The organism is Bradyrhizobium stylosanthis (genome assembly GCF_001641335.1).
GTDB lineage: Bacteria > Pseudomonadota > Alphaproteobacteria > Rhizobiales > Xanthobacteraceae > Bradyrhizobium > Bradyrhizobium stylosanthis.
The window spans coordinates 192455-214626 of sequence record NZ_LVEM01000001.1; the positions used below are offsets into that span (position 1 = coordinate 192455).

Here is a 22172-nt window from a genome sequence, read left to right on the forward strand (position 1 = left end):
TAGCAATCGCTAATTCATTAGTCAATGCTAATCGATTTGCCCGAGTTCACGGGATAGGACTGCCTTACTGTCTTGACGATGACTGACCAGTCAGTCATAAATATTAGATGATCAAAAGGCCAACCAAAGCCGCCGCCTTGCCATCCACCCACGCCGGTGCGGAGCGCTCTGCGCCGGCGAGCCGCGAGGAGGCGCCCGCCTCGAGCCGCGCGGCGGAGCGGCGCGCGGCGATCGTGGAAGCCGCGATGGAGGAATTCATCGCGCGCGGCTTTGCCGCGACCAGGCTCGATGACATCGCCAAGCGCGCGGGCGTCGCCAAGGGCACGATCTACCTGCACTTCAAGGACAAGGAATCGATGTTCGAGGAGCTGGTGCGCACCGTGATCGTGCCAGTCGTGGCGAAGCTGAATGCGCTGCCGCCGCCGACCGGTTCGGTGCGGGATCTCATCGAGGCCTTCGCCGGCAACTTCCTGAAAGAGGTCATCGGCACCAGGCGCGGCGATCTCGTCCGTCTGATCGTGGCGGAGGGGCCGCGGTTTCCGTCCGTCGCAGATTTCTATTACCGCGAGGTGGTCTCGCGCGGGATCGCCGGGATGCGCGCATTGATCGAGCTCGGCATTGCCCGCGGCGAGATCCGCGAGAAGGACCTCGCGCGCTATCCGCAGATCCTGGTCGCACCCGCGATGATCGCGGTGATCTGGCAGAGCCTTTTTGCGCGGCATGCGCCGCTCGACGCGCAGGACATGCTGCGCGTCCATCTTGATTTGATTTTTGGCGAACGGAGGACGACATGACGTCGTCGCGGAAAATCTCTCACCTCATCCTGAGGAGCGCGGAACGCGCGTCTCGAAGGATGCAGGCCCGGCTGTGGCTCCTCGCCCTTCGAGACGCGGCTTCGCGGCTCCTCAGGGTGAGGGATCGGCAGAAGTATCTGCCGCAGCTCTGCTCCATCGCAATTCTCGTCCTCGCAACCGGCCTTGCCGGCTGCAAGGAGAAGCGCGAGCCCGGTTTCCAGGGCTGGGTCGAGGCCGACATGATCTATGTCAGCCCGGACGAGGCCGGTCGCGTGACCAAGCTGAACATTCGCGAGGGCGACGAGGTCAAGGTCGGCGATCAGCTCTATTCCGTCGACGACGACCTCCAGCTCGCCGATCTCAACCAGAACAAGGCGACGCTGGCGAACGCGCAGCAGACCTATGACCGGGCGGCGTCGCTGAACAAGACCGGTTCGGGCACGCAGGCCAATCTTGACTCCGCCGTGTCCTCGCTGCGGGTCGCGGAAGCGCGGGTCGCGACGTCGGAGACGCGGATGGCGCGGCGCAAGGGCTTTGCGCCCGTCGCCGGCACCATCCAGCAGATTTACTTCCGCGAGGGCGAGATGGTGGCGGCGCAGCGGCCGGTGCTCTCGATCATGCCGCCCGGCAACATGAAGCTGCGCTTCTTCGTGCCCGAGTCCGAGCTGCCGAAGCTTTCGATCGGCGACACCGTGCGGATCGCCTGCGACAATTGCGCGGCTGATCTCACCGCGAAGATCTACTTCATCGCGACCTCGGCGGAATACACCCCGCCCGTCATCTACAGCCTCGAGGAGCGCAACAAGCTGGTCTATCTGGTGCAGGCGCGGCCGTCGCGTCCCGACGCCCTGCGCGTGGGGCAGCCGATCGACGTCTATCTCAATCCCAAGACCCCAGTGGCAGACAAGCGATGAACGGCGGCAACGGCATCGCGATCGACGTCAAGGGCCTGACCAAATCGTTCGGCGGCCGCGAGGTCGTGCACGATCTGTCGATGCAGGTGAAGCGCGGCTCGATCTACGGCTTCCTCGGGCCGAACGGCTCGGGCAAGACCACGACCATCCGCATCCTCTGCGGCCTGCTGACGCCCGACAGCGGTGAGGGCACCTGCCTGGGCTACGACATCCGACGCGATGCCGACAAGATCAAGCGCCAGGTCGGCTACATGACGCAGCGCTTCAGCCTGTACCAGGACCTGTCGGTGCGTGAGAATCTCGAATTCGTCGCGCGGCTTTACGGTCTCGCCGACGCGCGCGGCGCTGCACGCGACATGATCAAGCGGCTCGGGCTTTCCGGCCGCGAGGAGCAGCTTGCGGGCGAGCTCTCGGGCGGCTGGAAGCAGCGGCTGGCGCTGGGCGCGTGCACGCTGCCGAGCCCCAAGCTGCTGCTGCTGGACGAGCCGACCGCGGGCGTCGATCCCAAGGCGCGGCGCGATTTCTGGAACGAGATCCATGCACTCGCGGCCGAGGGCCTCACGGTGCTGGTCTCGACCCACTACATGGACGAGGCCGAGCGCTGTCACGAGATCGCCTATATCGCCTACGGCCATCTTTTGACGCATGGCACGGTGGAGGAGGTGATCGCGGGATCCGCGTTGACGACCTACACGGTGACCGGTGATGAGCTGAACGAGCTGACCGCGGCACTTGCCGGCAAGCCCGGCGTGGACATGGTCGCGCCGTTCGGCACCTCCTTGCACGTTTCAGGGCGCGATGTCGCCGCGCTTGAATCCAGCATTGCGCCGTGGCGCGACAAAAGCGGCCTGCACTGGCACAAATCGTCGCCCTCGCTCGAAGACGTCTTCATCGAGCTGATGAACCGCTCCAGGGACAATTTCCAATGAGCGCGATCGATCATCCCACGCCGGCGCACGAAGTCCGCGAACGCTTCGGCTTCTGGAAGCGCTCCTATGCGATGCTGATCAAGGAGTTCATCCAGCTGAGGCGCGACCGCGTCTCGTTCGCGATGATCGTGATGCTGCCGGTGATGCAGCTCATGCTGTTCGGCTATGCCATCAACACCACGCCGCATAACCTGCCGAGCGCAGTGCTGCTCCAGGAAGACAGCGATCTCGCCCGCTCGGTGCTGAAGGCACTGGAAAACACCAAATATTTCCGCTTCCTCTACGAGGTGCACGACGTCGATGATTTCGACAATCTGCTGAAGTCGGGCAAGGTGCTGTTCGGCGTCGAGATCCCGCGCGGCTTCGAGCGGGCGGTGCGACGCGGCGACAAGCCGGCACTGCTGGTCGCGGCCGACGCCACCGATCCCGTGGCGGCAAGCGCCGCGCTCGGCTCGCTCGGCATGGTCGTCCAGACTGCGCTCAAGCACGATCTCTATATCGGCGATCCCCCGGAGATGCCGTTCGAGATTCGCGCGCACGCCCGCTACAATCCGGCGGCGAACTCCAGCCTCAACATCGTGCCGGGCCTCGTCGGCACCATCCTCACCATGACCATGCTGATCTTTACCGCGCTCTCGGTCACGCGCGAGGTCGAGCGCGGCACGATGGAAGCCCTGCTGTCGATGCCGATCAAGCCGGTCGAGGTGATGTTCGGCAAGATCATCCCTTACGTGCTGGTCGGCTTTGTCCAGGCCTTCCTGATCATCGGCATCGGCGTGGTCATGTTCGGCGTGCCCGTGCTTGGCAATCTGTTCCTGCTGGCGCTGCTCTCGACGCTGTTCATCACCACCAACCTTTCGATCGGCTATACCATCTCGACGGTGGTGCAGAACCAGCTCCAGGCGATGCAGATGTCGATGATGTTCTTCCTGCCGAGCATCCTGCTCTCCGGTTTCATGTTCCCGTTCGCGGGGATGCCGGCCTGGGCGCAATATCTCGGCGAGGCCCTGCCGCTGACGCATTATTTGCGCATCGTCCGCGCCATCATGCTGAAGGGCGCGACCATGCAGAACGTGCGCTTCGACGCCCTGGCGCTGGCGGCCCTGATGCTGGTCGCCATGACCATCGCCGTGACGCGCTTCCGCCGCACGCTGGATTGAGGCACAATGCCCGGAGTCATTCCGGGGGGCGAAGCGCGAACCCGGAATCTCGAGATTCCGGGTTCGATGCTGTCGCATTACCTCGGAATGACCAGGGGGGATGATGGTCAGCTTTGCGAGCAGGAAGACGCGACAGCACGCCGTCTTGTCGGAGGATTTCGAGCGCGAGCTGACGCGGGAGGTGCTGCGCACCGAGCTGTTGCGGGTGAGGGCGCTGATCACAACCGGCTGCGTCATGACCCTCTTCCTCACCACGATTTATCTGATCGATCCCATCGTGGTGAACCGGGTCTGGCGCGGGGCCGAAGGGCTCGCCGAGGTCTACGGCCTGCTCATCGGCTTCATCCTGTTCGAGGTCTGGGTCCACACCCAGATCAGGAAGAACCTCAAGCTCGATCGCGATCTGCCGGTTGTCAGGCGCTATATCGGTGCGCTGATCGAGACGTCGCTGCCCACCGTGATCCTGATTCTGCAGATCCGGTCCATGGGCGCAAGCCAGGCGCTCGGCTTCGCGGTGCCGCTGATCTATTTCATCTTCGTCATCCTCTCGACCCTGCGGCTCGATTTCTGGCTTTCCACCTTCACCGGCTTCGTCGCCGCCGCCCAGCTGTTTGCCGTCGCGTCGATCTATGATTCATCGAGCTTCGGCGAGCCGCAGACCTATTTCCACGGGGTGCGCAGCACCATCATCCTGATCTGCGGCGTGCTCGCAGGCTCCGTCGGCGCTCAGCTTCGCCGGCAGTTTGCCGCGAGCATCGCCGCCGCCACCGCGCGCGACCGCGTGACCAATCTGTTCGGCCAGCACGTCTCCCCGCAGGTGGTGGAACGGCTGATGGCGGCGGGAACGGGCGCGGGCGGCGACGTCCGCCGTGTCGCGGTGATGTTCGTGGACTTCCGCGGTTTCACCGCCGGCGCCCAGTCGCGCACCCCGCAGGAGGTGGTCGACCGCCTCGACGGCGCCTTCGCGGTGCTGGTCGACATCCTCGACCGCGAGGGCGGCATCGTCAACAAGTTCCTGGGCGACGGCTTTCTCGCGCTGTTCGGCGCGCCGCTGGAGGCATCCGACGCCGCCCATCGCGCGGTCGCCGCGGGCCGCGAGATGCTGAAGGCCATGCACCGCATCAACGCGGAGACCAGCTGGCCGCTGCGGATCGGCATCGGCATCCATTTCGGCGAGGTCGTCGCCGGCAATATCGGCTCGCCCAGGCGCAAGGAGTATACGGTGATCGGCGACACCGTGAATTTTGCTTCGCGCCTGGAAGCGCTGAACAAGGAGTTCGGCTCGCAACTGCTGATCTCCGCGTCCGTCCGCGAAGCACTCGGCAAGGACGGCGACGATGCCGTCGCGCTCGGCGAGGTCGAGGTGCGCGGCTACGACCATAAGGTGCCGGTGTTCCAGCTGGGGTAGGGCACCTTCAAGTGCGCGTCGCATTTCCTTGAAGCGGATCGCGTTCCGTTGATGACACGTGATGAAATATCGCTGGTAATTTTCGGGTCCTGCATTGTGGAAGCCGAACGTCTCGGCTTTCGCTTGTCACCCGGAGAAAGCCAATGACCCGATTGACCCTCGTTGCGGCCGCCCTGATCGCCGCTGCTGCCACCCAGGCTCAAGCCGCATCGATGCGCCACGCTGTCTCGTCGCGCGCGGCGGTAACTCAGACAGCGACCGACGCTTGCGTCAGGGCTCCGGCAGAGGGCTCGTATGCTTCTGCGCCCTACACGCAGCCGCCCTGCCTGCCGAACACGGGCTACTCGTACGCCTACTGACGGTCACGATGGACGATGCCGGGCTGGTGAAATCCGCCAGCCCGCATCGCGAATTGCTGCCGCGAAATAGTCCCCGAAACGTCATTGCCATTGCTCCGATTGCTCCGAATTTTGGGGCATGACGAGCGATGTTTTCGGCTTGTAGACTGCCGCGCGATGCGGCCGGTCGCGGCCGCGATTTGCATGGGGAAGTGACGATGCAGCGCCGCTACATCACCGTCGACGTGTTCACCGATCGCGCCTTCGGCGGCAACCCGCTCGCCGTGGTGCTCGACGCCGGTGGTCTCTCGACCGCGCAGATGCAGGCGATCGCCACCGAGTTCAACTATTCAGAGACGACCTTCGTGCTGCCGCCGCAAAATCGCGGACACGATGCCGAGGTCCGCATCTTCACGCCCGTGCGGGAGCTTCCGTTTGCGGGCCATCCCAATGTCGGCACCGCTTTCGTGCTGGCGCGGCGCAGCAACGAGCCCTGGCCGCGTCTGTTGTTCGAGGAGAAGGCGGGGATCGTCCCGGTCGAGATCTGGCGGGAGCAGGGTGAAGTCGTGGGCGCCGAGCTGACCGCGCCGCAGCCATTGGCCCGCCTTGCGAAGCTGTCCGCCGAGGAGGTCGCCGCCTGCCTGTCGCTGACAGCGGACGACATCAAGACTGATCTTCATGTGCCCGAGGCCGTCGGCGTCGGCACGCCGTTCGTGGTCGCGGAATTGCATTCGCGCGAGGCCCTGCGGCGGGCGAACCCCGATGCTGCCGCCTTCGCGCGGACCTTGCCGCAAGGCGGCGCGTTCTCGGTCTATTTCTACACGCGCGACATCGCCGCGGCGGAAGCAGGTTGCGACCTCCAGGCGCGGATGTTCATGCGCGGCACCGGCGGTTTTTCCGAGGACCCCGCCACCGGCAGCGCAACGGTCGCGGCAGCAGCGCTGCTTGCCACGCTCGATCCCTTGCGCGACGGCGAGCTCAAGCTCACGGTTGGTCAGGGCTTCGACATGGGCCGGCCGAGCATCCTGCGCACGACGGTGGAGAAGGAGGGCGGCGCGCTGCTGAATGCTTATGTCGGCGGCAACTGCGTGCAGATGATGGAGGGGACGTTCAACCTCGCTGGGGAGGCGTAGGTCGTCGCCCCAAGGGTTACACCTGCCGCCCCGCCAGATTCTTCACTGTCACGCCATCGCGCTCCTCGATGATCTCCGCGATCATCTGGCGGTGGCAGTGGGTATGGTCGCGTTCGTAGCAGAGCAGGCACACAGGTCCCGCCTTCTTCACCAGCGCCGAGAGCTCGTCCATCTGTTCGCGGGCCTCCGGCGTCTTCAGGTGCTTTGAGAAGATCTTCTCCAGCACGTCGTATTGCCCGCTGCGGGCGGCGAGTCGGCCCTCCTTGGGCGTGCCGAGCGCGGCGAGATGGACATAGGCGATGCCGCGCTCGTCGAGGCCTGCGGCCAGCTGGTTCTTGGAAAAGCCCGGGCGCCGCGACGACGTCACCGCGCGCACGTCGACCACGAGCTTGACGCCGGCCCCTTCCAGCTCGTCCAGCACCGCCTTGGGCGGCGTCTGCTCATAGCCGATGGTGAACAGCTTCTTCGCCTTGGCCATAGGACACCTCAGGTCGTGTCACGGGGAGTCGTCATGCCCGGGCTTGTCCCGGGCATCCACGTTCTTCGCCCCACGCGGTGAGGCGTGGATGGCCGGGACGAGCCCGGCCATGACGATGCGGAGGCTTCAGCATTCCCCAGCGGGCAGGTCATGGCGACAGCCTTGTTTCAGCTCACCCGTGCGATCAGTTCCATGGCGCCATGCGGTGCGCGCACCTTGCCCTCGTGGATGACATAGGCGAACACGTCGCGCGGCTCCTTCTTCGGCTTTGCCTTGTCGACCTTCGGCAGGTCGTCGGGTTCACTGCCCGAGGCCCAGGCCTGAAAGCGCTCGGCCCAGGCATCGAGCTGCTTCGGCGGATAGCAGGTCTTGATCTCGTCATTGCCCTTCTGCAGGCGCGCATAGACGAAGTCGCCGGCGACGTCGGCGATTGCAGGATATTTGCCGTGCTCGGCGAACACCACGGGCGTCTCGAACTCGCGGATCAGCGCGACGAAATCCGGCGTGCAGAAGCTGTCGTGGCGAACCTCGACCACGTGGCGCAGCGCGCGCCCGTCGAGTTTTCGCGGCAACAGCTCGAGGAATTTGCCGAAATCGGCGCCGTCGAATTTCTTGGTCGGCGCGAATTGCCACAGCACCGGGCCGAGATGGTCGCCGAGTTCCAGCACGCCGGAATCATAGAACCGCTTGACGGAGTCGCCTGCCTCCGCCAGCACGCGACGGTTGGTGGCGAAGCGCGGTCCCTTCACCGAGAACACGAAGCCCTCGGGCACCTCGCTCGCCCATTTACGAAAGCTCTCCGGCTTCTGCGAGCCGTAATAGGTGCCGTTGATCTCGATCGAGGTCAGCTTCGAGGCGGCATAGGACAGCTCCTTCGCCTGCGTCAGCTTCTCCGGATAGAACACGCCGCGCCAGGGCTCGAAGGTCCAGCCGCCGATGCCGATGAAGATGTTGCCGGATTTTTTGGACGCGGTTTTTGCTTTGGCCACGGGAGGTTCTCGCATCGACGGGGGAGGGACCTCATCCTAGTCAAACCAGTTGTGATTGGCCAGTTGCGGCGTCCCGTTTAAGCTCGCGAAAAGATCGTCTGCGCAGAAGGAGAACAAGATGCGGATGCTGATGGTGGGAGCGGCGCTCATGGTGGTGACATCTGCTGCCATGACGTCAGGCGTTCTGGCTGACGATGACGACAAGAACGCGCAGAAGCTCGCCATGCAGGGCCGCGACGATTACTGGCATTGCCTGGCGCGGGAATATTCGCGCGACAGCAATCAGGGCCTGTCGGAACAGGATTTCGGCCGCTCGGTCGCGAGCGCCTGTCCGTCCGAGCGGCAATACTACCGCGTCGCCTTGCTAGGCTATCTCACCGCGCAATATCCCGACATCGATGCTGACGCCCATCTCGCGACCGCGAACAGGGCGGTGGCGTCGGCGCAGAAGGACATCGTGACGGCCTTCGTCAAGCACAGGCCGCCGACGAAGTAGGGCGTCGCTGCTCGCGATTCGCTACGCGCCATTCGCCCCGGGCTCTTCCGGCCGCGCGCTCATCCGTGGTATCACTCGTCGCATCTGGAACGGGGACGGGTTTCCATGTCGTCTGAGTCGGTGGGTGGCATTCTGGGCGCGATCGTCGCGGCGATCGTGCTCGCGGTCGCCGTCGTCTTCGGGCCGATCGGCCAGTACGGCAAGCCGCCCAGGCCGGCGAAGGTCGAGCCTGCGCCCGCCGCGGCGCCCGCAGCCCCCGCCGCGCCTGCGCCGCGCGGGCCGATAATCAAGGAAGTCCCGAACTAGTCCTGAAAAGGGGGTTTTTGCCCCCTTGAAAAGCGGTTTTCCGTCCCCATCTAGGTTCTAACGGCGACGTTGAGAGAAACACTCCGGCGCTGGAACGACCTTGGAATAGCTTGGGCCTGCGCCGGATGTACGCGCGGTCCGCCGTTCCGGGGTCGTTGGCATTTTGGGGGCCCTTTTGGCCCGCTCCCCTGGAAACCCCGGCTTGGCAGTTCAGGACGCGGCGGATATACGCTGCCGTCATGAATGAAGCGATCAGACCGGGCTCCGACCATCCGCAGCAGGCCCAAGAGGGGCCGGAACTGTCGGTCATCGTCCCGACCTTCAACGAGCGCGACAACGTCACGGTGCTGTACCGGCGCCTGGAGGCGACCCTTGCCAACGTCGCCTGGGAGGTCGTGTTCGTCGACGACAATTCGCCTGACGGCACCTGGGACGTCGTGCGCGGCCTCGCGCAGCAGGACAGCCGCGTGCGCTGTATCCGCCGCATCGGCCGCCGCGGGCTGTCGGGCGCCTGCATCGAAGGCATCCTGGCCTCCAGCGCGCCCTTTGTGGCCGTGATCGACGCCGACCTCCAGCACGACGAGACGCAGCTGCCGAAGATGCTGCTGCTGCTCGCCAGCGACGAGGCCGATCTCGTGGTCGGCAGCCGCTATATCGAGGGCTACAAGAGCGAAGGCTTCAACAAGCAGCGCGCCGGCGCCAGCGCGCTCGCGACCGAGGTCGCCAGGAAAATGCTGCGGGTCGAGATCGCCGATCCCATGAGCGGCTTCTTCATGATCCGCCGCGACCGTTTCGAAGAGCTCGCGCCGAAGCTGTCCGTGCACGGCTTCAAGATCCTGCTCGACGTCGTTGCGACCGCGCATGGCGGCCTGCGCGCCGTCGAGATTCCCTACACGTTCGGTGCCCGCCAGCACGGCGAGAGCAAGCTCGATTCCATGGTCGCGCTCGACTTCCTCGGCCTCGTGCTGGCCAAGCTCAGCAACGACATCGTCTCGCTGCGCTTCATCCTGTTCGCCATGGTCGGCGGCATCGGCCTCGTGGTGCATCTCACGACGCTGTTCCTCGGACTTCAGCTGTTCAAGGCGCCGTTCGCGGAGGCGCAAGCCGCCGGCGCGATCGTCGCCATGACCAGCAATTTCATCCTCAACAACTTCCTCACCTACCGCGACCAGCGGCTGAAGGGCTTTGCGCTGTTGCGCGGCCTGATCGCCTTCTACATCGTGTGCAGTGTCGGCCTGCTCGCCAATGTCGGCGTCGCCTTCTCCGTCTATGATCAGGAGCCGATCTGGTGGCTGGCCGGCATGGCCGGTGCGCTGATGGGCGTGGTGTGGAACTACGCGATGTCCGGACTGTTCGTCTGGCGCAAGAAATAGCCTGGGATGGGCGGGGCTGACGCGCGGATCGTCCGCAACACCGCGCTGGTGATTCTCGCGCTGGTGGCCTTGCGGCTTGTCGCGGCCGCGTTCACGCCGATCACTTTCGACGAAGCCTATTACTGGATGTGGTCGCAGAACCTCGCCGGTGGTTACTACGACCACCCGCCGATGGTCGCCTATGTCATCCGCGCCGGCACCATGATCGCCGGCGACACCGAGCTCGGCGTCCGCCTGGTCTCGATCCTGCTCGCGCTGCCGATGAGCTATGCGGTCTATCGCTCCGCGGCGATCCTGTTCGGCGGGGCGCGCGTTGCCGCCACCAGCGCCATCCTGCTCAACGTGACCATGATGGCCTCGGTCGGCACGCTGATCGTGACGCCGGATGCGCCGCTGCTGGTCGCCTCCAGCTTCGTGCTGTTCTTCCTTGCCAAGGTGCTGGAGACCGGCCGCGGTGTCTGGTGGCTCGCGGTCGGCGCCGCCGTGGGCGCCGCGCTGCTGTCGAAATACACCGCGATGTTCTTTGGCGCCGCCATCCTGATCTGGCTCGTTTGCGTGCCGAAGCTCAGGCGCTGGTTTCTCTCGCCGTGGCCCTATCTCGGCGGTCTCGTTGCGCTGGCGCTGTTCTCGCCGGTGATCCTCTGGAACGCCGACCACCAATGGGTCTCGTTCGCAAAGCAGCTCGGCCGCGCCAGGATCGAGGACTTCCGTCCCGTCTACATCGCCGAGCTGATCCCGACCCAGATCGCGTTCGCGACCCCGCTGGTGTTCATCCTCGGCGCGATGGGCCTGCACGCGCTGACCTGGCACCGCGCCGGCGCGCTGGCTTCGCGCGTGCTGATCGAGACGATGTTCTGGACCATCGTCGCCTATTTCGTCTGGCATTCGCTGCATGCCCGCGTCGAGGCCAACTGGTTCGCGCCGGTCTATCCGCCCTTCGTGGTCGCGGCCGCGGCCGCCGCCAACCTCGTGCAGTGGAAGCCGCGCGCGCGGCGCCTTGCGGATTTCTGCCTGCGCTGGGCCGCGCCCACGGGCATCGTGATGTTCGCCGCGCTGATCCTGCAGGCCAATACCGGGTGGCTCTCGGGCTATCGCCGCGATGCGACCGTGCGCAGCGTCGGCGTCGGCTGGCGCGAGCTCGCCGCGGGAATCGAAGCGGAGCGTGTGCGCGTTGGTGCGACCTGTGTGCTCGCGCCGGATTACGGCACCACGGGCTGGCTCGCCTTCTACCTGCCGCGCGGCACCTGCGTCGTGCAGCAGAACCAGCGCATCCGCTGGGTCAACATGCCCGAGCCCGATCCGAAGCTGCTCGCGGGCAAGCTGCTTTATGTCGACGAGCTGCGTGCAGGCGGCAATCCCGCCCTCAACGAGCTCTTTGCCAAGGTGACGCAGATCGCGCAATTGCAGCGCAAGCGCGGGCCGCTCGTGGTCGAGACCTACGGCATCGATCTGCTCGAAGGCGCCAAGGGCGACGTGCTCGACCGCTCGCCGCCGCCGGAAGCGCGGTAGACCTCTATGTCGTCCCGGCGGAGGCCGGGACCCATACCGGCGCAGGTGACGGTACCGCGCGAAGACCTTTTCACTGCCAGTCTTCGTCAAACTTCTGCTTGTGGTTGTGGGTCCCGGCCCCCGTGCGCAATTGCGCACTAGGCCGGGACGATGGCGGAGTGTTCGTTCACTCCATCATCTCGGCCCCGGCCGCCGCCTGGCCGGGCTTGCTCTCGTCACGCCAGAACCATACCGCGACCGTGCCGGAGCGGCCGCGGACCTGCGTGCGCAGCGGGCCTTTCAACGAGCTGTCGGGATCGCCGAGGAAATCGGCCGCATCCAGCAGCGTATCGCTCAGCGCGAGCCGTGCGCCGTTCTGGGCCGCGACCTCCATCAGCCGGTTCGCGACGTTGACGGTGTCGCCCGTCGCCGTGATGTGCTGGTGGCTGCCGCCAAGGCGCGAGGCGACGATCGGCCCGCAATGCGCGCCGATCTTGAAGCCGAGTTGGTCCCCGATTACGGGCGGCAGCGACGCGATCCAGGACGCGACGCTGCGATGCAGCTCGATGCCGCATTTGAGCGCGCGCGCGGCATCGTCGGGCCTCGCGCCGGGCAGGCCGAACAGGATCATGGCGCCGTCGCCGAGGAAGCTCGTGACGATCCCGCCGCACGCGGTCGCCGCCATGTCGATCCGCGCGTGAAACGCATTCAGCATGTCACGCAAGGCATCGGGATCGATCCGCTCGCTCAGCGCAGTGAAGCCGGAGAGATCGATGAAGACCACGGCTGCTTCCTGCCGGACGGGCTTTGCCAGGAAATCGGGATCCCGCGCCAGCCATTCCTGCACCGCCGGTGCCTGGAATTGCGCCAGCGACTGGCTCTTGGCGGTGAGATATTGCGCCTTGCGGCCGCCGACCCAGAGCTGCACGCCGGCGAAGACCGCGACCGGCGGCACCGTCGCGGCCAGCGTTGTCGCGGCATTCAGCCAGAGGCCGTGCGTGAAGGCGAACAGATTGAGCCCGGCCCAGGCCATCATCACGACGGCCGCCGCCATGATGCCGAGCGCGCTGCGGCGCCAGGCGAGCAGGCCCACCAGCAGCACCGGCAGCAGGATCGCGGTGAGTGCGTCGGCGATGTGGACGTTGTGGTCGCGCACGATGCCGTCGCCGGCGACGAGATGCGTGATCGCGGTGGAGATCACCTCGACGCCCGGCATCAGGGAATCGAACGGCGTCGGATAGAAATCGCCGCCGCCGGCGACCGAAGCGCCGATCACGACAATGCGGTTCTCGATCGCCGCGCGATTGAGGGTGCCGTCGAAAATGCTCTGCGCGCTGACCGTGCGGATGGTGCGGCGCGGGCCGTAATAGGTGATCGGGAGCGCGAAGTCGCTGTCGGTCGGCACCGCGCGATCGCCCAGCATGAGACGATCCGGCGCGATCGTCAGCGGCTTGTCGAGCGCGCGCGTGGCGACGCGCAAGGGGAATGAGAGCTCGACCTTGTCATGCGTCCGGAACAGCATCGGCACCGAGAGCGGCGAGCCTGACTGTCCGGTGGCGACGTTGACGACGCCGACCTCGGCGTGATCGGCAAACGCCGGCAACGGCAGCAGGAAGCGCTCGGCCTGCGGCAGGACGGCGAGGGGACCGTGGCTGCTGGGGGTCACGGTCTCGCTGGCGCTCGGGAAGATGGCCGCGGCAGCAAGCACCATCGGGCCGGTGGCGAGCGTACTGGCCAGCGTGGCATCGCCGATCGCAGCGCTGCGGTCGACCAGCAGGAGGTCGATGGCGATCACCTTCGGCTTGAACTGCACGATGGTATCGACCACGCGGGCGAGGTCGGCGCGCGGCAGCGGATAGCTGCCGCCGCGTTTGACGACGGTGTCGTCGATCGCGACGATGGTGACGAGATCCGGCGGCGCCTGCACGCCGCGAACCTGCGTCCGCCAATCCGTCACCGTCGCCTCGAGGCGATCGAGAAAGCGCAGATGACCGTTGGCGTGCGCGGCATAAACGCCGGCGCCCCACAGCGCGGTGAGGACGAGAGCCACCAGGATCTGAACGCGTCTAGTCATTAGTACTGCAATCTTCTTTGTCGCTCGAGCCTTGCTGCGCGAGCCTCAATGGTCTTGGTCTCAAACACCCGGTCTTATTGACCCAGTCCTATTGGCCCAGCCTTGCCATCAGCGCGTCGACGCGCGGCTGGCCCCATGTCTTGACGGTCAGCGGGCCGGCGGCCTCGACATCGACGCCTTCGCCCGGCCCGAGCACAACGCCGCGTCCGCCGCTCCTGCGGGAGACGCCGACACGGCCGTCGGCGACGAACACCGCGGTTTTGGCTTCCGTGACATCGACGGCCCATTTCGTGCCGCGGACCGCGGCGATCGCCCGTGGCGTCAGCACCTTGAAGGGATTGCCGCCGGGCTTTTTGGGCACTTCGACCAGCAGCGCCTGGCTGCTCAACTCAACGGAGTCAATATGTCCGTCGCGGTTGGCGTCCTTTAGTTCAAATCTGGCGCCATTCTCCGCGACAATGGTGATGCCGTTGTCGCAGCGCCAGGTCTGCGTTCCGGCCGCGGATGGTGATGGCGTACACCCGGCACGGGCCTGCTGCGCGGCCGCGTAGTCCACCAACAACAACGACCACGCCAGGGCGAAAAGCCCGGCCCGCGCGATCCCTCTCATGCCAGCCTCCCAGTTACGTGCTCGGCACAGTTCAAGGCGATGTTGATACGGTACCGTATCACACGCAGAGGCTGCTGAAAAGTGCCGCTCTACCAGCTATTTTCGCAGTGCGGCAATTTCCAGCTCGGCGCAATCAACTCTCAGTCACGGTGCCGTGCTGCGTGTGCGCCGGCCGTCTCTCGCAAGCCGGGCGAGGCGAGGATGGAGATGGCGCGCACCAGCTTCGGGCAATGCTTCCCCGTTATCGTCCGGGCATTGAAGACCACGAAAATGACTTGGTTCGATGTGCCTTAAGAGGCGGCCGGAGAGGTGTGCTGAGCGTGCCGATCCAGCCGAGAATTATAGTTAACAAACGCGCCTAAGTCCGTAGTTCTGCGGGCTTTTTTCTCGAAATGAGACAACGTTAACCCGGTGCCCCACATCCGCCCGAACTTAATCTGCATTTAACTAAAAGTCGCCTTAATGACGCTCCGACCCTCTGCGAAATGCTGGTTCCGGATCGTGACCAGCGGCACTTCGAAGGGGGACTGAGTGACACCGTCCTGGACGCAAGGCGAATGAGTACGAGTATCGCTGCGCAGAGTAACGCGGCACGGAAGTCCAAAAATCCTGGCAAGAATTCTCTTCGGAAGCCTTCCCGGAAAATGACCACGACCAATTGGCTCGGCGCCGCAGCAATCGGCTGCGCCGTGATGGGCGCCGGCTGGACCATCTACAGCAACGTCTTCGGCGCGAGCGTCTATCCGACCGTCGGCAGCCTCGGCTACGACGAGCCGGTGATCAAGCGCGCGCCCAAGGTTGCGCTGCGTGAGGCCGGTGAGGCCATCCGGGAGACCTTCGCGCTGCTGCCCGACCGGCTCCAGGTCGCAGCTCCGATCTCGCGCGAGGCGTTCAACGACCGCTTCGCCGCCGCCGCGACGCAAGGCGTAGCCTCGAATGCGGCGAGCGCCGCCCCGGCGACCCAGGTTGCCGTGGCCAAGGACGCCCCGAAGCAGAGCGTGATCGCGAAGGTCGCAGACGCGCTGAAGCCGGCTGCGGCCAAGGTGACGTTGACCGAGAAGGTCGCCGATGTCGCCAAGGCCAAGCGCGCGCCGGAAGGCCAGATGCAGCTGGCCTCGGCCGACCCGGCGGAGATCGTGCCGGCGCCCGAAGCAAAACCGAAATCCTTCGCCGACCGCGCCAAGGCCGCGGTGATGTCGATCACCGGTCCGCGCCAGTCGATGGTGGAGAAGCTCTGGGGCAAGCGTGAGCCGTCCGGCGGGCTGCTCGCTTATGCCTCGGCCGATGCCAGCATCACCTCTGCGATCGCGCCGAAGGAGCAGAACCCGATGTTCGGCGGCGCGCCGCCCTATGAGCGCGACACCGCGGTCTACGACATCACCGCCAAGACCGTGTATCTGCCCGACGGCACCAAGCTCGAGGCGCATTCCGGCCTCGGCTCCAATCTCGACGATCCGCGCTCGCAGCGCACCCGCATGCGCGGCGTGACGCCGCCGCACATCTACACGCTGAAGCCGCGCGAGGCGCTGTTCCACGGCGTGCCGGCACTGCGCCTGACCCCGATCGGCGGCGAGAGCGCGATCTACGGCCGCGACGGCCTGCTCGCGCACACCTTCATGCTCGGACCGAACGGCGACTCCAACGGCTGCGTGTCGTTCAAGGACTATTACGCGTTCCTCGACGCCTACCGCAACAAGGGCATCCGCAAGCTCGCGGTGCTGGCGCGGGTCGAGTAAGCCCGATCAATTCGAGATTATGCAAAAGGGCCGCATCCAGCGGCCCTTTTCTTTTCGCCCGTCGCCGGCGCGCTCAGCCCGGCCAGCACTGCCCGCCGCCGTCGATCCTCAGCACCTGGCCGGAGACGAACGCGGCCATGGGACCGGCGAAGAACTCGACGACGCGCGCGACCTCGTCGACGGTCGCGATGCGGTCGAGCGTGCCGGTCTCGACCATCCTGTCGGGATCCACCGCGCGCGTGCCGAGGAAGCGGCCGGTGCGGGTATCGCCGGGCGCGATGCAGTTGACCGCGATGTCGTAGGGACGGAGCTGGTCGGCGAGGCATCGCGTGTAGTGGGTCACGCCGGCCTTCGATACCGCGTAGATCGAGCCCTGGGTGCGCCCCTTGAACGCGGCGACCGAGCCGAGCGTGACGATGCGGCCACGTCGCCGCTCCATCATGCCCTTCGCGACCGCCTGGCAGGTCAGGATGGTTGAGAGCAGGTTGCGCTCCAGCACCGCGCGCACGTCGGCTTCCTTGATGTGGACGGCGTCGTTCGGGTCGGGCTTGCCGCCGGCGGCTGCGATGTCGCCGCCGGCATTGTGCACGAGGATGTCGATCGGCCCGAGCGCGGCTTCCGTCTCGCCGATCACGCGCGCGATGTCCTCGCCCCTGGTGAGATCGCCGAGCACGCGCTGGCTGCGGACCTTGAACTGCCGGCCGATCTCGGCGGCCACTGCGGTGAGGGTGGTGCCCTCGCCATATTCCGCCGGCCCGTTCTCGCGCATGCCGTGGATAGCGACGTCGGCGCCGAGCGCGGCGAGCTTCTCCGCAAAGGCGCGGCCGAGCCCGCGTCCCGCGCCGGTCACCAAAGCGACCTTGCCTGCAAGAATCTTCGTTCCGTCATGCGATGTCATGATCTTGTTCCCGTTGTAAGACGTCAGCCGGTCGCAAGATCTAGCCTAATCGTGGTCACCTGTTCCAGTGACCTGTCATGCCGGGTTTGTCGCCATGGTTTTGCGCAGCGCCACCTCCGTCGCGATCGCATCCCGCACGGCGGGCCGCGCCTGCATGCGCTGGAGATAGGCCGACAATGACGGCCATTGCGCGATATCGACACCGGCGGGGCGGAGCAGCAGCAAGGCCCAGGTGAGATGCGCATCCGCGACGGTGAAGCGGTTGCCGACGAGGAATTCGCGGTCCTCAAGGTGCGCCGCCGGCACCGACAAGGTCTGCAGAATCCGCGCGCGCGGCTTGGCGAGCGAGCCGTCGTCCTGGTACCAGAAGAACGGAAACAAGAACGCCTTGTGGATCTCGGCGCCGATGAAGCTCAGCCATTCCTGCACACGATAGCGATCGGGATCGCCGAAGCGGGGCGCGAGGCCCGCTTCGGGTTTCGCATCGGCGATGTATTGCAGCACCGCCGCGCTTTCCGTCAGCCGCTCGCCGTTCTCCAGCACCAGCACCGGTACCGCGCCCTTCGGCGAGATGCTTTGAAAATCGCTATCGTCGTCCAGGACCTGCTTGGTCCGCAGATGCACCAGATGATAGCGCGCATCGAGACCTGCTTCCATCAGTGCGATGCGGCTCGCAAGCGAGCAGGCCATCGGCGAGAAATAGAGTTGCAGCATCGCCCATCTCCGTCATGTCAGCGCATCGCCGCGCGCGATGATCGCGAAGCGGTCGGATAGCTCGGCCAGCGCAACCTCGTGGATGGTCCGCGCATCCAGCGTGCCGCCGCGGCCGTCGGGCAGGTCGCGCGTGGCGCAGGCATCGGCATCGATCGTGGTGCGGAAGCCGAGGTCGAGCGCGGCACGCGCCGTGGAGCTGACGCACATATGCGTCATGAAGCCGGCCAGCACGATGTTCTTCCGGTTGGTCGCATCAAGGCGCGCTTTGAGATCGGTGCCGGCAAACGCGTTGGGCAGCTCCTTCTCGATCACGAGCTCACCGGCGCGCGGGGTGAGCTCGGCGACGATCGCGCCGCGGTCGGCGCTGCGATCGAACAGGCTGCCGGCCTTGCCGCGGTGGGCGATGTGGATGATTGCCGCGCCAGCCCTGCGCGCATTGGCCAGCAGGCTAGCTGCCCGCACGATCGCGGGCTTGGCGTCGGGCAAGGCGAGGGGGCCCCCGAGATATTCGTTCTGGATGTCGATCAGCACCAGTGCGGCATCGCCAAGACGCGGCGGGTTGAGGTCGGCGCCGGCGAGCTGGAGCAGGGTCTTTGCGGTCGTCATGGTCTAGGCAATCTCCGGGGCGAAGGGCCTGTCCAACATAGCGCCGGGATCGCCTGCCGATATGCAGGGATATTGCAGCCATCGGCTGCGATATTGCAGGCTGCCCGCAGCCGATGTAGCTTCACCTCATGAACTGGGACGATCTTCGCATCATCGCCGCCGTCAGGGACGAGGGCACCTATGCCGGCGCCAGCGCGCGGCTGCGCATCGACGAGACCACGGTCGGACGTAGGCTGTCGCGTATCGAGCGCGCGCTGGGCCTGCGTCTGTTCGAGGCCGCCGACGGCGTCCGCAGGCCGACGCGGCAATGCGAGGCGGTGCTGGCGCATGTCGAGGCGATGGCGGCGCACGCCGCCGAGATCGGTCGCGTCGGTGAGAGCCTCGCAGGTCCGGTGGGGCGTCTGCGCATCGCCTCCACCAACACGGTCGCAGAAGAAGTGCTGTCGCCGCGTGCGAGCGATTTCCTGCGCGCCAATCCCGGCCTGACGCTGCAATTCCTGACCTCGAGCGAGAACGTCAAATTCTCGCGCTGGGAGGCCGATCTCGCCATCCGGCTGCGCAAGCCCGACAAGGGCGACTTCGCGATCTCCAGGCTCGGGGACATCCGGATCTATTATTTCGAGCCCATTGCGACCGAGGGCGAGCCGATGCTGTGCGCCTATCCGGACGAGCTCGGTGCCATTCCCGAGATGCAATTCCTGCGCGCGAAGAAAGCTCGCGCGCGCTGCGTCACCGACAATGTTCGCGTCATCCGCAACCTGATCCGCACGCATCGGGCCGCCGGCGTTTTGCCGGAGCATGTTTGCGCGGACCTGCTTGCCGATCGCCGCCTGCGCGCGACGCTGCTGCCCAAGCGGCGCGATGCCTGGCTGCTCGTGCAAAACCACCTCAAGCGCGACGCCGCAACCCGCGTGACCATCGACTGGGTGAGGGCGTGTTTTCAGGAGATGTCGCGAGAGTGACGCGACGTCGCGGTGTGACGATCGCGTCACAGTGCATGGTGCGCGACAAAAAAATCCTGAGCCGCCCCCTTGCAACCCGAATGTGCTTCGTTTATTGACGCGCTCCTTCGCTAGGCCATGGGTTCGGGCTCTCTGAGATCCCGACTGGCGCGGGCCGGTCTCCGGTTTCGTGTTCCGCCGAATGAAGGAAAAACGCAGGACGTAGCTCATGGAGAGCGTCGGGCTGAATACCCGAAGGCATCGGTTCGATTCCGGTCTCTTGCACAAAGGATAGCTCAGTTTGGTAGAGCAGATGACTGTTACTCATCCTGTCGCGGGTTCGAATCCTGCTCCAGCGCTCCGTTTCAGCCTGAAAAGCTGATACCTCTGAAGGGGACCGGACGCGCGCTTCAGTCGCCGTCCGGCCGCATTGCCCAAAAGGCTTTCGTCCGAACAATGACACTGTGAGACCGGCTTTGCGCCGCGGGTCGATACCGCTTGCGCCGATGCCGGGTGACTCCGCATGACCGCGCGACACGCGTCGCGCGATCGCGCGCGTGCGCCCGTCGTCATGCAAGCTCAAGCCCCGGTCCGCCGTTGTCATGGGAAGCGTCGTCCGCGTCCTCACATCCTGCAAACGAAACCTATCGTCCGGCATCCGGCCGGGCGCAAACGAAGGAGGCGTGCCATGACCTGGCATTTGCTGACGCTGAACGTGACGGTGAAGGATGGCGAGCGTGCGTTGCTGACGCGCAACGGGCAGCTCGTGCGCGTGCTCACGCCCGGCAAGCACCGGCTGTTCGATCCCCTGCACGAGTTGAAGGCCGAGGTGCTCGACGTGGTCCGCAGTGAATTCTCTGCGGAGCGCTACGCCGTGCTGAGGGCCGCGCGGCCCGATCTTGCCGCCGAGCTGTTCGAGGCGGTCGAGACCGGAGCGGACGAGATTGCCATCGTCAGCCTCGACGGCCGGCCCGTGCATCTGATGACGCCCTGGCAGGCGCGCGTCTACTGGAAGGTCGCAACGCGCATCGATGTCGAGCGCATCGATGTGTCCGGCGATCCCAAGGTCAGCGCGCGGCATCTGGCCATGATCGAGCGCAACCGCTCGGCCGTGACGTCGGAGACGGTGGTCGAGAACCACGAGGCGGGCCTGCTCTATGTCGAGGGCCGGCTCGTCGAGCGGCTCGCGCCCGGCCGGCACGCCTTCTGGACCGTCGGCCGCAAGATCGAGGTGAAGCGCCTCGACCTGCGGCCCCAGGCGGTCGAGATCACCGCGCAGGAGATGCTGACCAAGGATCGCATCGCGCTGCGGGTGACGCTGACGGCGTTCCGCCGGGTGGTTGATCCCGAGCGGACGGTTGCGACCGTGCCCGACGTGGATGCGTGGCTGTACCGCCTGGTGCAGTTCGCGATCCGCGAAGCGGTCGCGGGCCGGACGCTGGACGAGGTGCTGTCTGCGAAGGCGGCGCTGGATGCGGAGCTGCGCGACTATGTGCGCGCACGTGTCGCGGAGTCCGGTGTCGAGGTGACCGAGCTCGGCGTCAAGGACGTGATCCTGCCCGGCGAGATCCGGGAGCTGGTGAACAAGGTGGTGGAGGCGGAGCGGGTCGCGAAGGCGAACCTGATCCGCCGGCAGGAAGAGACCGCGGCGACGCGTTCGCTCCTGAACACCGCCCGCCTGATGGAGGAGAACCCCCTGCTGCTGCGGCTCAAGGAGCTGGAGTCGCTGGAGCGGCTGGTCGAGAAGGTCGGCCGCATCGACCTCCATGCCTCTAGCGGCGAGGGCCTCGACGCCCTCCTGACCCGCCTCGTGCGCCTGAAGGCGCCCGAGGGCGCGTGAAACCGAAGGGCCGCCCACGGGCGGCCCTTCATGCTCCGGTCGTTCGCGATGAACGCGCAAGCGCGTCCATGCGACCAAACTCCTGAGCGGGGATTGCGCGCGCGCGAAGGTTGCGTATTCTCGCGACGAAATTCGAGATCGGGCGACGCATGACCACGCTTCAGGACACCATCCGGCCGCGGTCCAAATTGGGGGAATGGAAGGCGATCGTCGTCCTGATCCTGCTGATCCCGGTGCTGTGGTCACCGCCGTTCCTGGTACGCTTCTTCCTGTATCAGCCGTTCAACATCCCCTCGGGTTCGATGGCGCCGACGCTGATGGTCGGCGACTACGTCTTCGCCGCGAAATATGCCTACGGCTACGGCCGCTATTCCTTCCCCTTCGCACCGTCCTGGATCTCGGGCCGTATCCTTGCCGCCGAGCCCAAGCATGGCGACATCGTCGTGTTCCGCACGCCGAAGGACACGTCGGTCGACTACGTCAAGCGCGTGGTCGGCCTGCCCGGCGACCGCATCCAGATGCGGGCAGGGCAGCTCATCCTCAACGAGCGCCCGGTGGCGCGCGCCGCTCTGAGCGAGACGCTCGCCGGCACCGCCTGCGGAGGCGACCTCAAGGTCAAGCGCTGGCGCGAGACGCTGCCCAGCGGCGTGTCCTACGAGACCTACGACTGTGTCGCTAACGGCTTTCTGGACAACACCGCCGTCTTCACCGTGCCATCAGGCCATTTCTTTGTGCTCGGCGACAACCGCGACAATTCGACCGACAGCCGCATGATGTCGACGATGGGGTTCATCCCGATGGACAATCTCGTCGGCCGCGTGACGCGGATCTTCTGGTCGCTCGACGAAGACGGCGAGCCGCACATCGAGCGGCTGGGCAAGGTGCGGTGAGGGGCGCTCGGTATTGCGGTGCGGCGGTGTGAATCTTGAGGATCGAGTCAGGAACGG

The 22172-nt window shown here is 65.8% G+C and carries 21 protein-coding genes and 2 tRNA genes; 16 read left to right on the forward strand and 7 right to left on the reverse strand.

Annotation, left to right across the window (positions count from 1 at the left end):
* Positions 1-107 precede the first annotated feature (107 nt).
* The 6 genes from A7X65_RS00970 (at position 108) to A7X65_RS01000 (ending at position 6676) form a co-directional block, all read left to right on the forward strand.
* Positions 108-794, forward strand: coding sequence for a TetR/AcrR family transcriptional regulator (locus tag A7X65_RS00970; RefSeq protein ID WP_156527578.1), 687 nt, complete (start codon positions 108-110; stop codon positions 792-794).
* Positions 791-1708, forward strand: coding sequence for an HlyD family secretion protein (locus tag A7X65_RS00975; RefSeq protein ID WP_245323194.1), 918 nt, complete (start codon positions 791-793; stop codon positions 1706-1708). Before A7X65_RS00970 ends, A7X65_RS00975 begins: the two co-directional genes overlap by 4 nt.
* Entirely contained in the window at positions 1705-2637 is a 933-nt protein-coding gene (locus tag A7X65_RS00980) for an ABC transporter ATP-binding protein (RefSeq protein ID WP_063682523.1), read from the forward strand. Before A7X65_RS00975 ends, A7X65_RS00980 begins: the two co-directional genes overlap by 4 nt.
* Positions 2634-3797: an ABC transporter permease gene (locus A7X65_RS00985; protein WP_063682524.1), complete on the forward strand. Its 1164-nt coding sequence runs from the start codon at positions 2634-2636 to the stop codon at positions 3795-3797. The genes A7X65_RS00980 and A7X65_RS00985 overlap by 4 nt, the downstream gene beginning before the upstream one ends.
* A gap of 103 nt (positions 3798-3900) precedes the next feature.
* On the forward strand, positions 3901-5205 hold the full coding sequence (locus tag A7X65_RS00990; RefSeq protein WP_063684728.1) for an adenylate/guanylate cyclase domain-containing protein: 1305 nt from the start codon (positions 3901-3903) through the stop codon (positions 5203-5205).
* Between the two features lie 556 nt (positions 5206-5761).
* Positions 5762-6676 carry a PhzF family phenazine biosynthesis protein gene (locus tag A7X65_RS01000; RefSeq protein ID WP_063682526.1) on the forward strand — a complete coding sequence of 305 codons (915 nt, stop codon included), beginning with the start codon at positions 5762-5764 and terminating at the stop codon, positions 6674-6676.
* Between the two features lie 16 nt (positions 6677-6692).
* On the opposite strand, the gene A7X65_RS01005 is transcribed toward A7X65_RS01000, so the two are convergent.
* Both A7X65_RS01005 and A7X65_RS01010 read right to left on the reverse strand, forming a co-directional pair.
* Complete coding sequence (locus tag A7X65_RS01005) at positions 6693-7154, reverse strand: DUF488 domain-containing protein (protein ID WP_063682527.1); 462 nt, start codon at positions 7152-7154, stop codon at positions 6693-6695.
* Between the two features lie 167 nt (positions 7155-7321).
* Positions 7322-8158 carry a DUF72 domain-containing protein gene (locus tag A7X65_RS01010; protein ID WP_156527579.1) on the reverse strand — a complete coding sequence of 279 codons (837 nt, stop codon included), beginning with the start codon at positions 8156-8158 and terminating at the stop codon, positions 7322-7324.
* Positions 8159-8261: 103 nt separating this feature from the next.
* Between A7X65_RS01010 and A7X65_RS01015 the strand changes: the two genes are divergently transcribed.
* The 4 genes from A7X65_RS01015 (at position 8262) to A7X65_RS01030 (ending at position 11827) form a co-directional block, all read left to right on the forward strand.
* Positions 8262-8639 (forward strand): hypothetical protein, encoded by a 378-nt coding sequence (locus A7X65_RS01015; RefSeq protein WP_063682529.1) that lies wholly within the window; start codon positions 8262-8264, stop codon positions 8637-8639.
* A 105-nt stretch (positions 8640-8744) separates the two neighbouring features.
* Positions 8745-8945, forward strand: coding sequence for a hypothetical protein (locus tag A7X65_RS01020; RefSeq protein ID WP_063682530.1), 201 nt, complete (start codon positions 8745-8747; stop codon positions 8943-8945).
* A gap of 239 nt (positions 8946-9184) precedes the next feature.
* Complete coding sequence (locus tag A7X65_RS01025; RefSeq protein ID WP_063682531.1) at positions 9185-10318, forward strand: glycosyltransferase family 2 protein; 1134 nt, start codon at positions 9185-9187, stop codon at positions 10316-10318.
* Positions 10319-10324: 6 nt separating this feature from the next.
* Positions 10325-11827 (forward strand): glycosyltransferase family 39 protein, encoded by a 1503-nt coding sequence (locus A7X65_RS01030; RefSeq protein WP_063682532.1) that lies wholly within the window; start codon positions 10325-10327, stop codon positions 11825-11827.
* A 166-nt stretch (positions 11828-11993) separates the two neighbouring features.
* Here the strand turns inward: A7X65_RS01030 and A7X65_RS01035 are convergent, their stop codons facing one another.
* On the reverse strand, positions 11994-13880 hold the full coding sequence (locus A7X65_RS01035) for a CHASE2 domain-containing protein (RefSeq protein ID WP_063682533.1): 1887 nt from the start codon (positions 13878-13880) through the stop codon (positions 11994-11996).
* 88 nt (positions 13881-13968) lie between these two features.
* Positions 13969-14490: a FecR domain-containing protein gene (locus tag A7X65_RS01040; protein ID WP_063682534.1), complete on the reverse strand. Its 522-nt coding sequence runs from the start codon at positions 14488-14490 to the stop codon at positions 13969-13971.
* Between the two features lie 644 nt (positions 14491-15134).
* Here A7X65_RS01040 and A7X65_RS01045 point away from each other — a divergent pair.
* Entirely contained in the window at positions 15135-16226 is a 1092-nt protein-coding gene (locus A7X65_RS01045; protein ID WP_063682535.1) for a DUF2778 domain-containing protein, read from the forward strand.
* 73 nt (positions 16227-16299) lie between these two features.
* On the opposite strand, the gene A7X65_RS01050 is transcribed toward A7X65_RS01045, so the two are convergent.
* The 3 genes from A7X65_RS01050 to A7X65_RS01060 form a co-directional block, all read right to left on the reverse strand.
* The gene (locus tag A7X65_RS01050; protein ID WP_063682536.1) at positions 16300-17124 is read right to left on the reverse strand and encodes an SDR family NAD(P)-dependent oxidoreductase; all 825 of its coding nucleotides are present in this window, start codon (positions 17122-17124) and stop codon (positions 16300-16302) included.
* A 75-nt stretch (positions 17125-17199) separates the two neighbouring features.
* Complete coding sequence (locus tag A7X65_RS01055; RefSeq protein WP_063682537.1) at positions 17200-17838, reverse strand: glutathione binding-like protein; 639 nt, start codon at positions 17836-17838, stop codon at positions 17200-17202.
* Between the two features lie 12 nt (positions 17839-17850).
* Positions 17851-18444 carry a cysteine hydrolase family protein gene (locus A7X65_RS01060; RefSeq protein ID WP_063682538.1) on the reverse strand — a complete coding sequence of 198 codons (594 nt, stop codon included), beginning with the start codon at positions 18442-18444 and terminating at the stop codon, positions 17851-17853.
* A gap of 128 nt (positions 18445-18572) precedes the next feature.
* Here A7X65_RS01060 and A7X65_RS01065 point away from each other — a divergent pair, with 128 nt between their 5' ends.
* The 5 genes from A7X65_RS01065 (at position 18573) to lepB (ending at position 22115) form a co-directional block, all read left to right on the forward strand.
* Positions 18573-19406 (forward strand): LysR family transcriptional regulator, encoded by an 834-nt coding sequence (locus A7X65_RS01065; protein WP_063682539.1) that lies wholly within the window; start codon positions 18573-18575, stop codon positions 19404-19406.
* 194 nt (positions 19407-19600) lie between these two features.
* A tRNA-Phe gene (locus tag A7X65_RS01070) sits at positions 19601-19670 on the forward strand.
* Between the two features lie 4 nt (positions 19671-19674).
* Positions 19675-19740, forward strand: a tRNA-Asn gene (locus A7X65_RS01075).
* Positions 19741-20073: 333 nt separating this feature from the next.
* Entirely contained in the window at positions 20074-21225 is a 1152-nt protein-coding gene (locus tag A7X65_RS01080) for a slipin family protein (RefSeq protein ID WP_063682540.1), read from the forward strand.
* Between the two features lie 149 nt (positions 21226-21374).
* Positions 21375-22115, forward strand: coding sequence for a signal peptidase I (lepB, locus tag A7X65_RS01085; RefSeq protein WP_063684729.1), 741 nt, complete (start codon positions 21375-21377; stop codon positions 22113-22115).
* Positions 22116-22172: the final 57 nt, after the last annotated feature.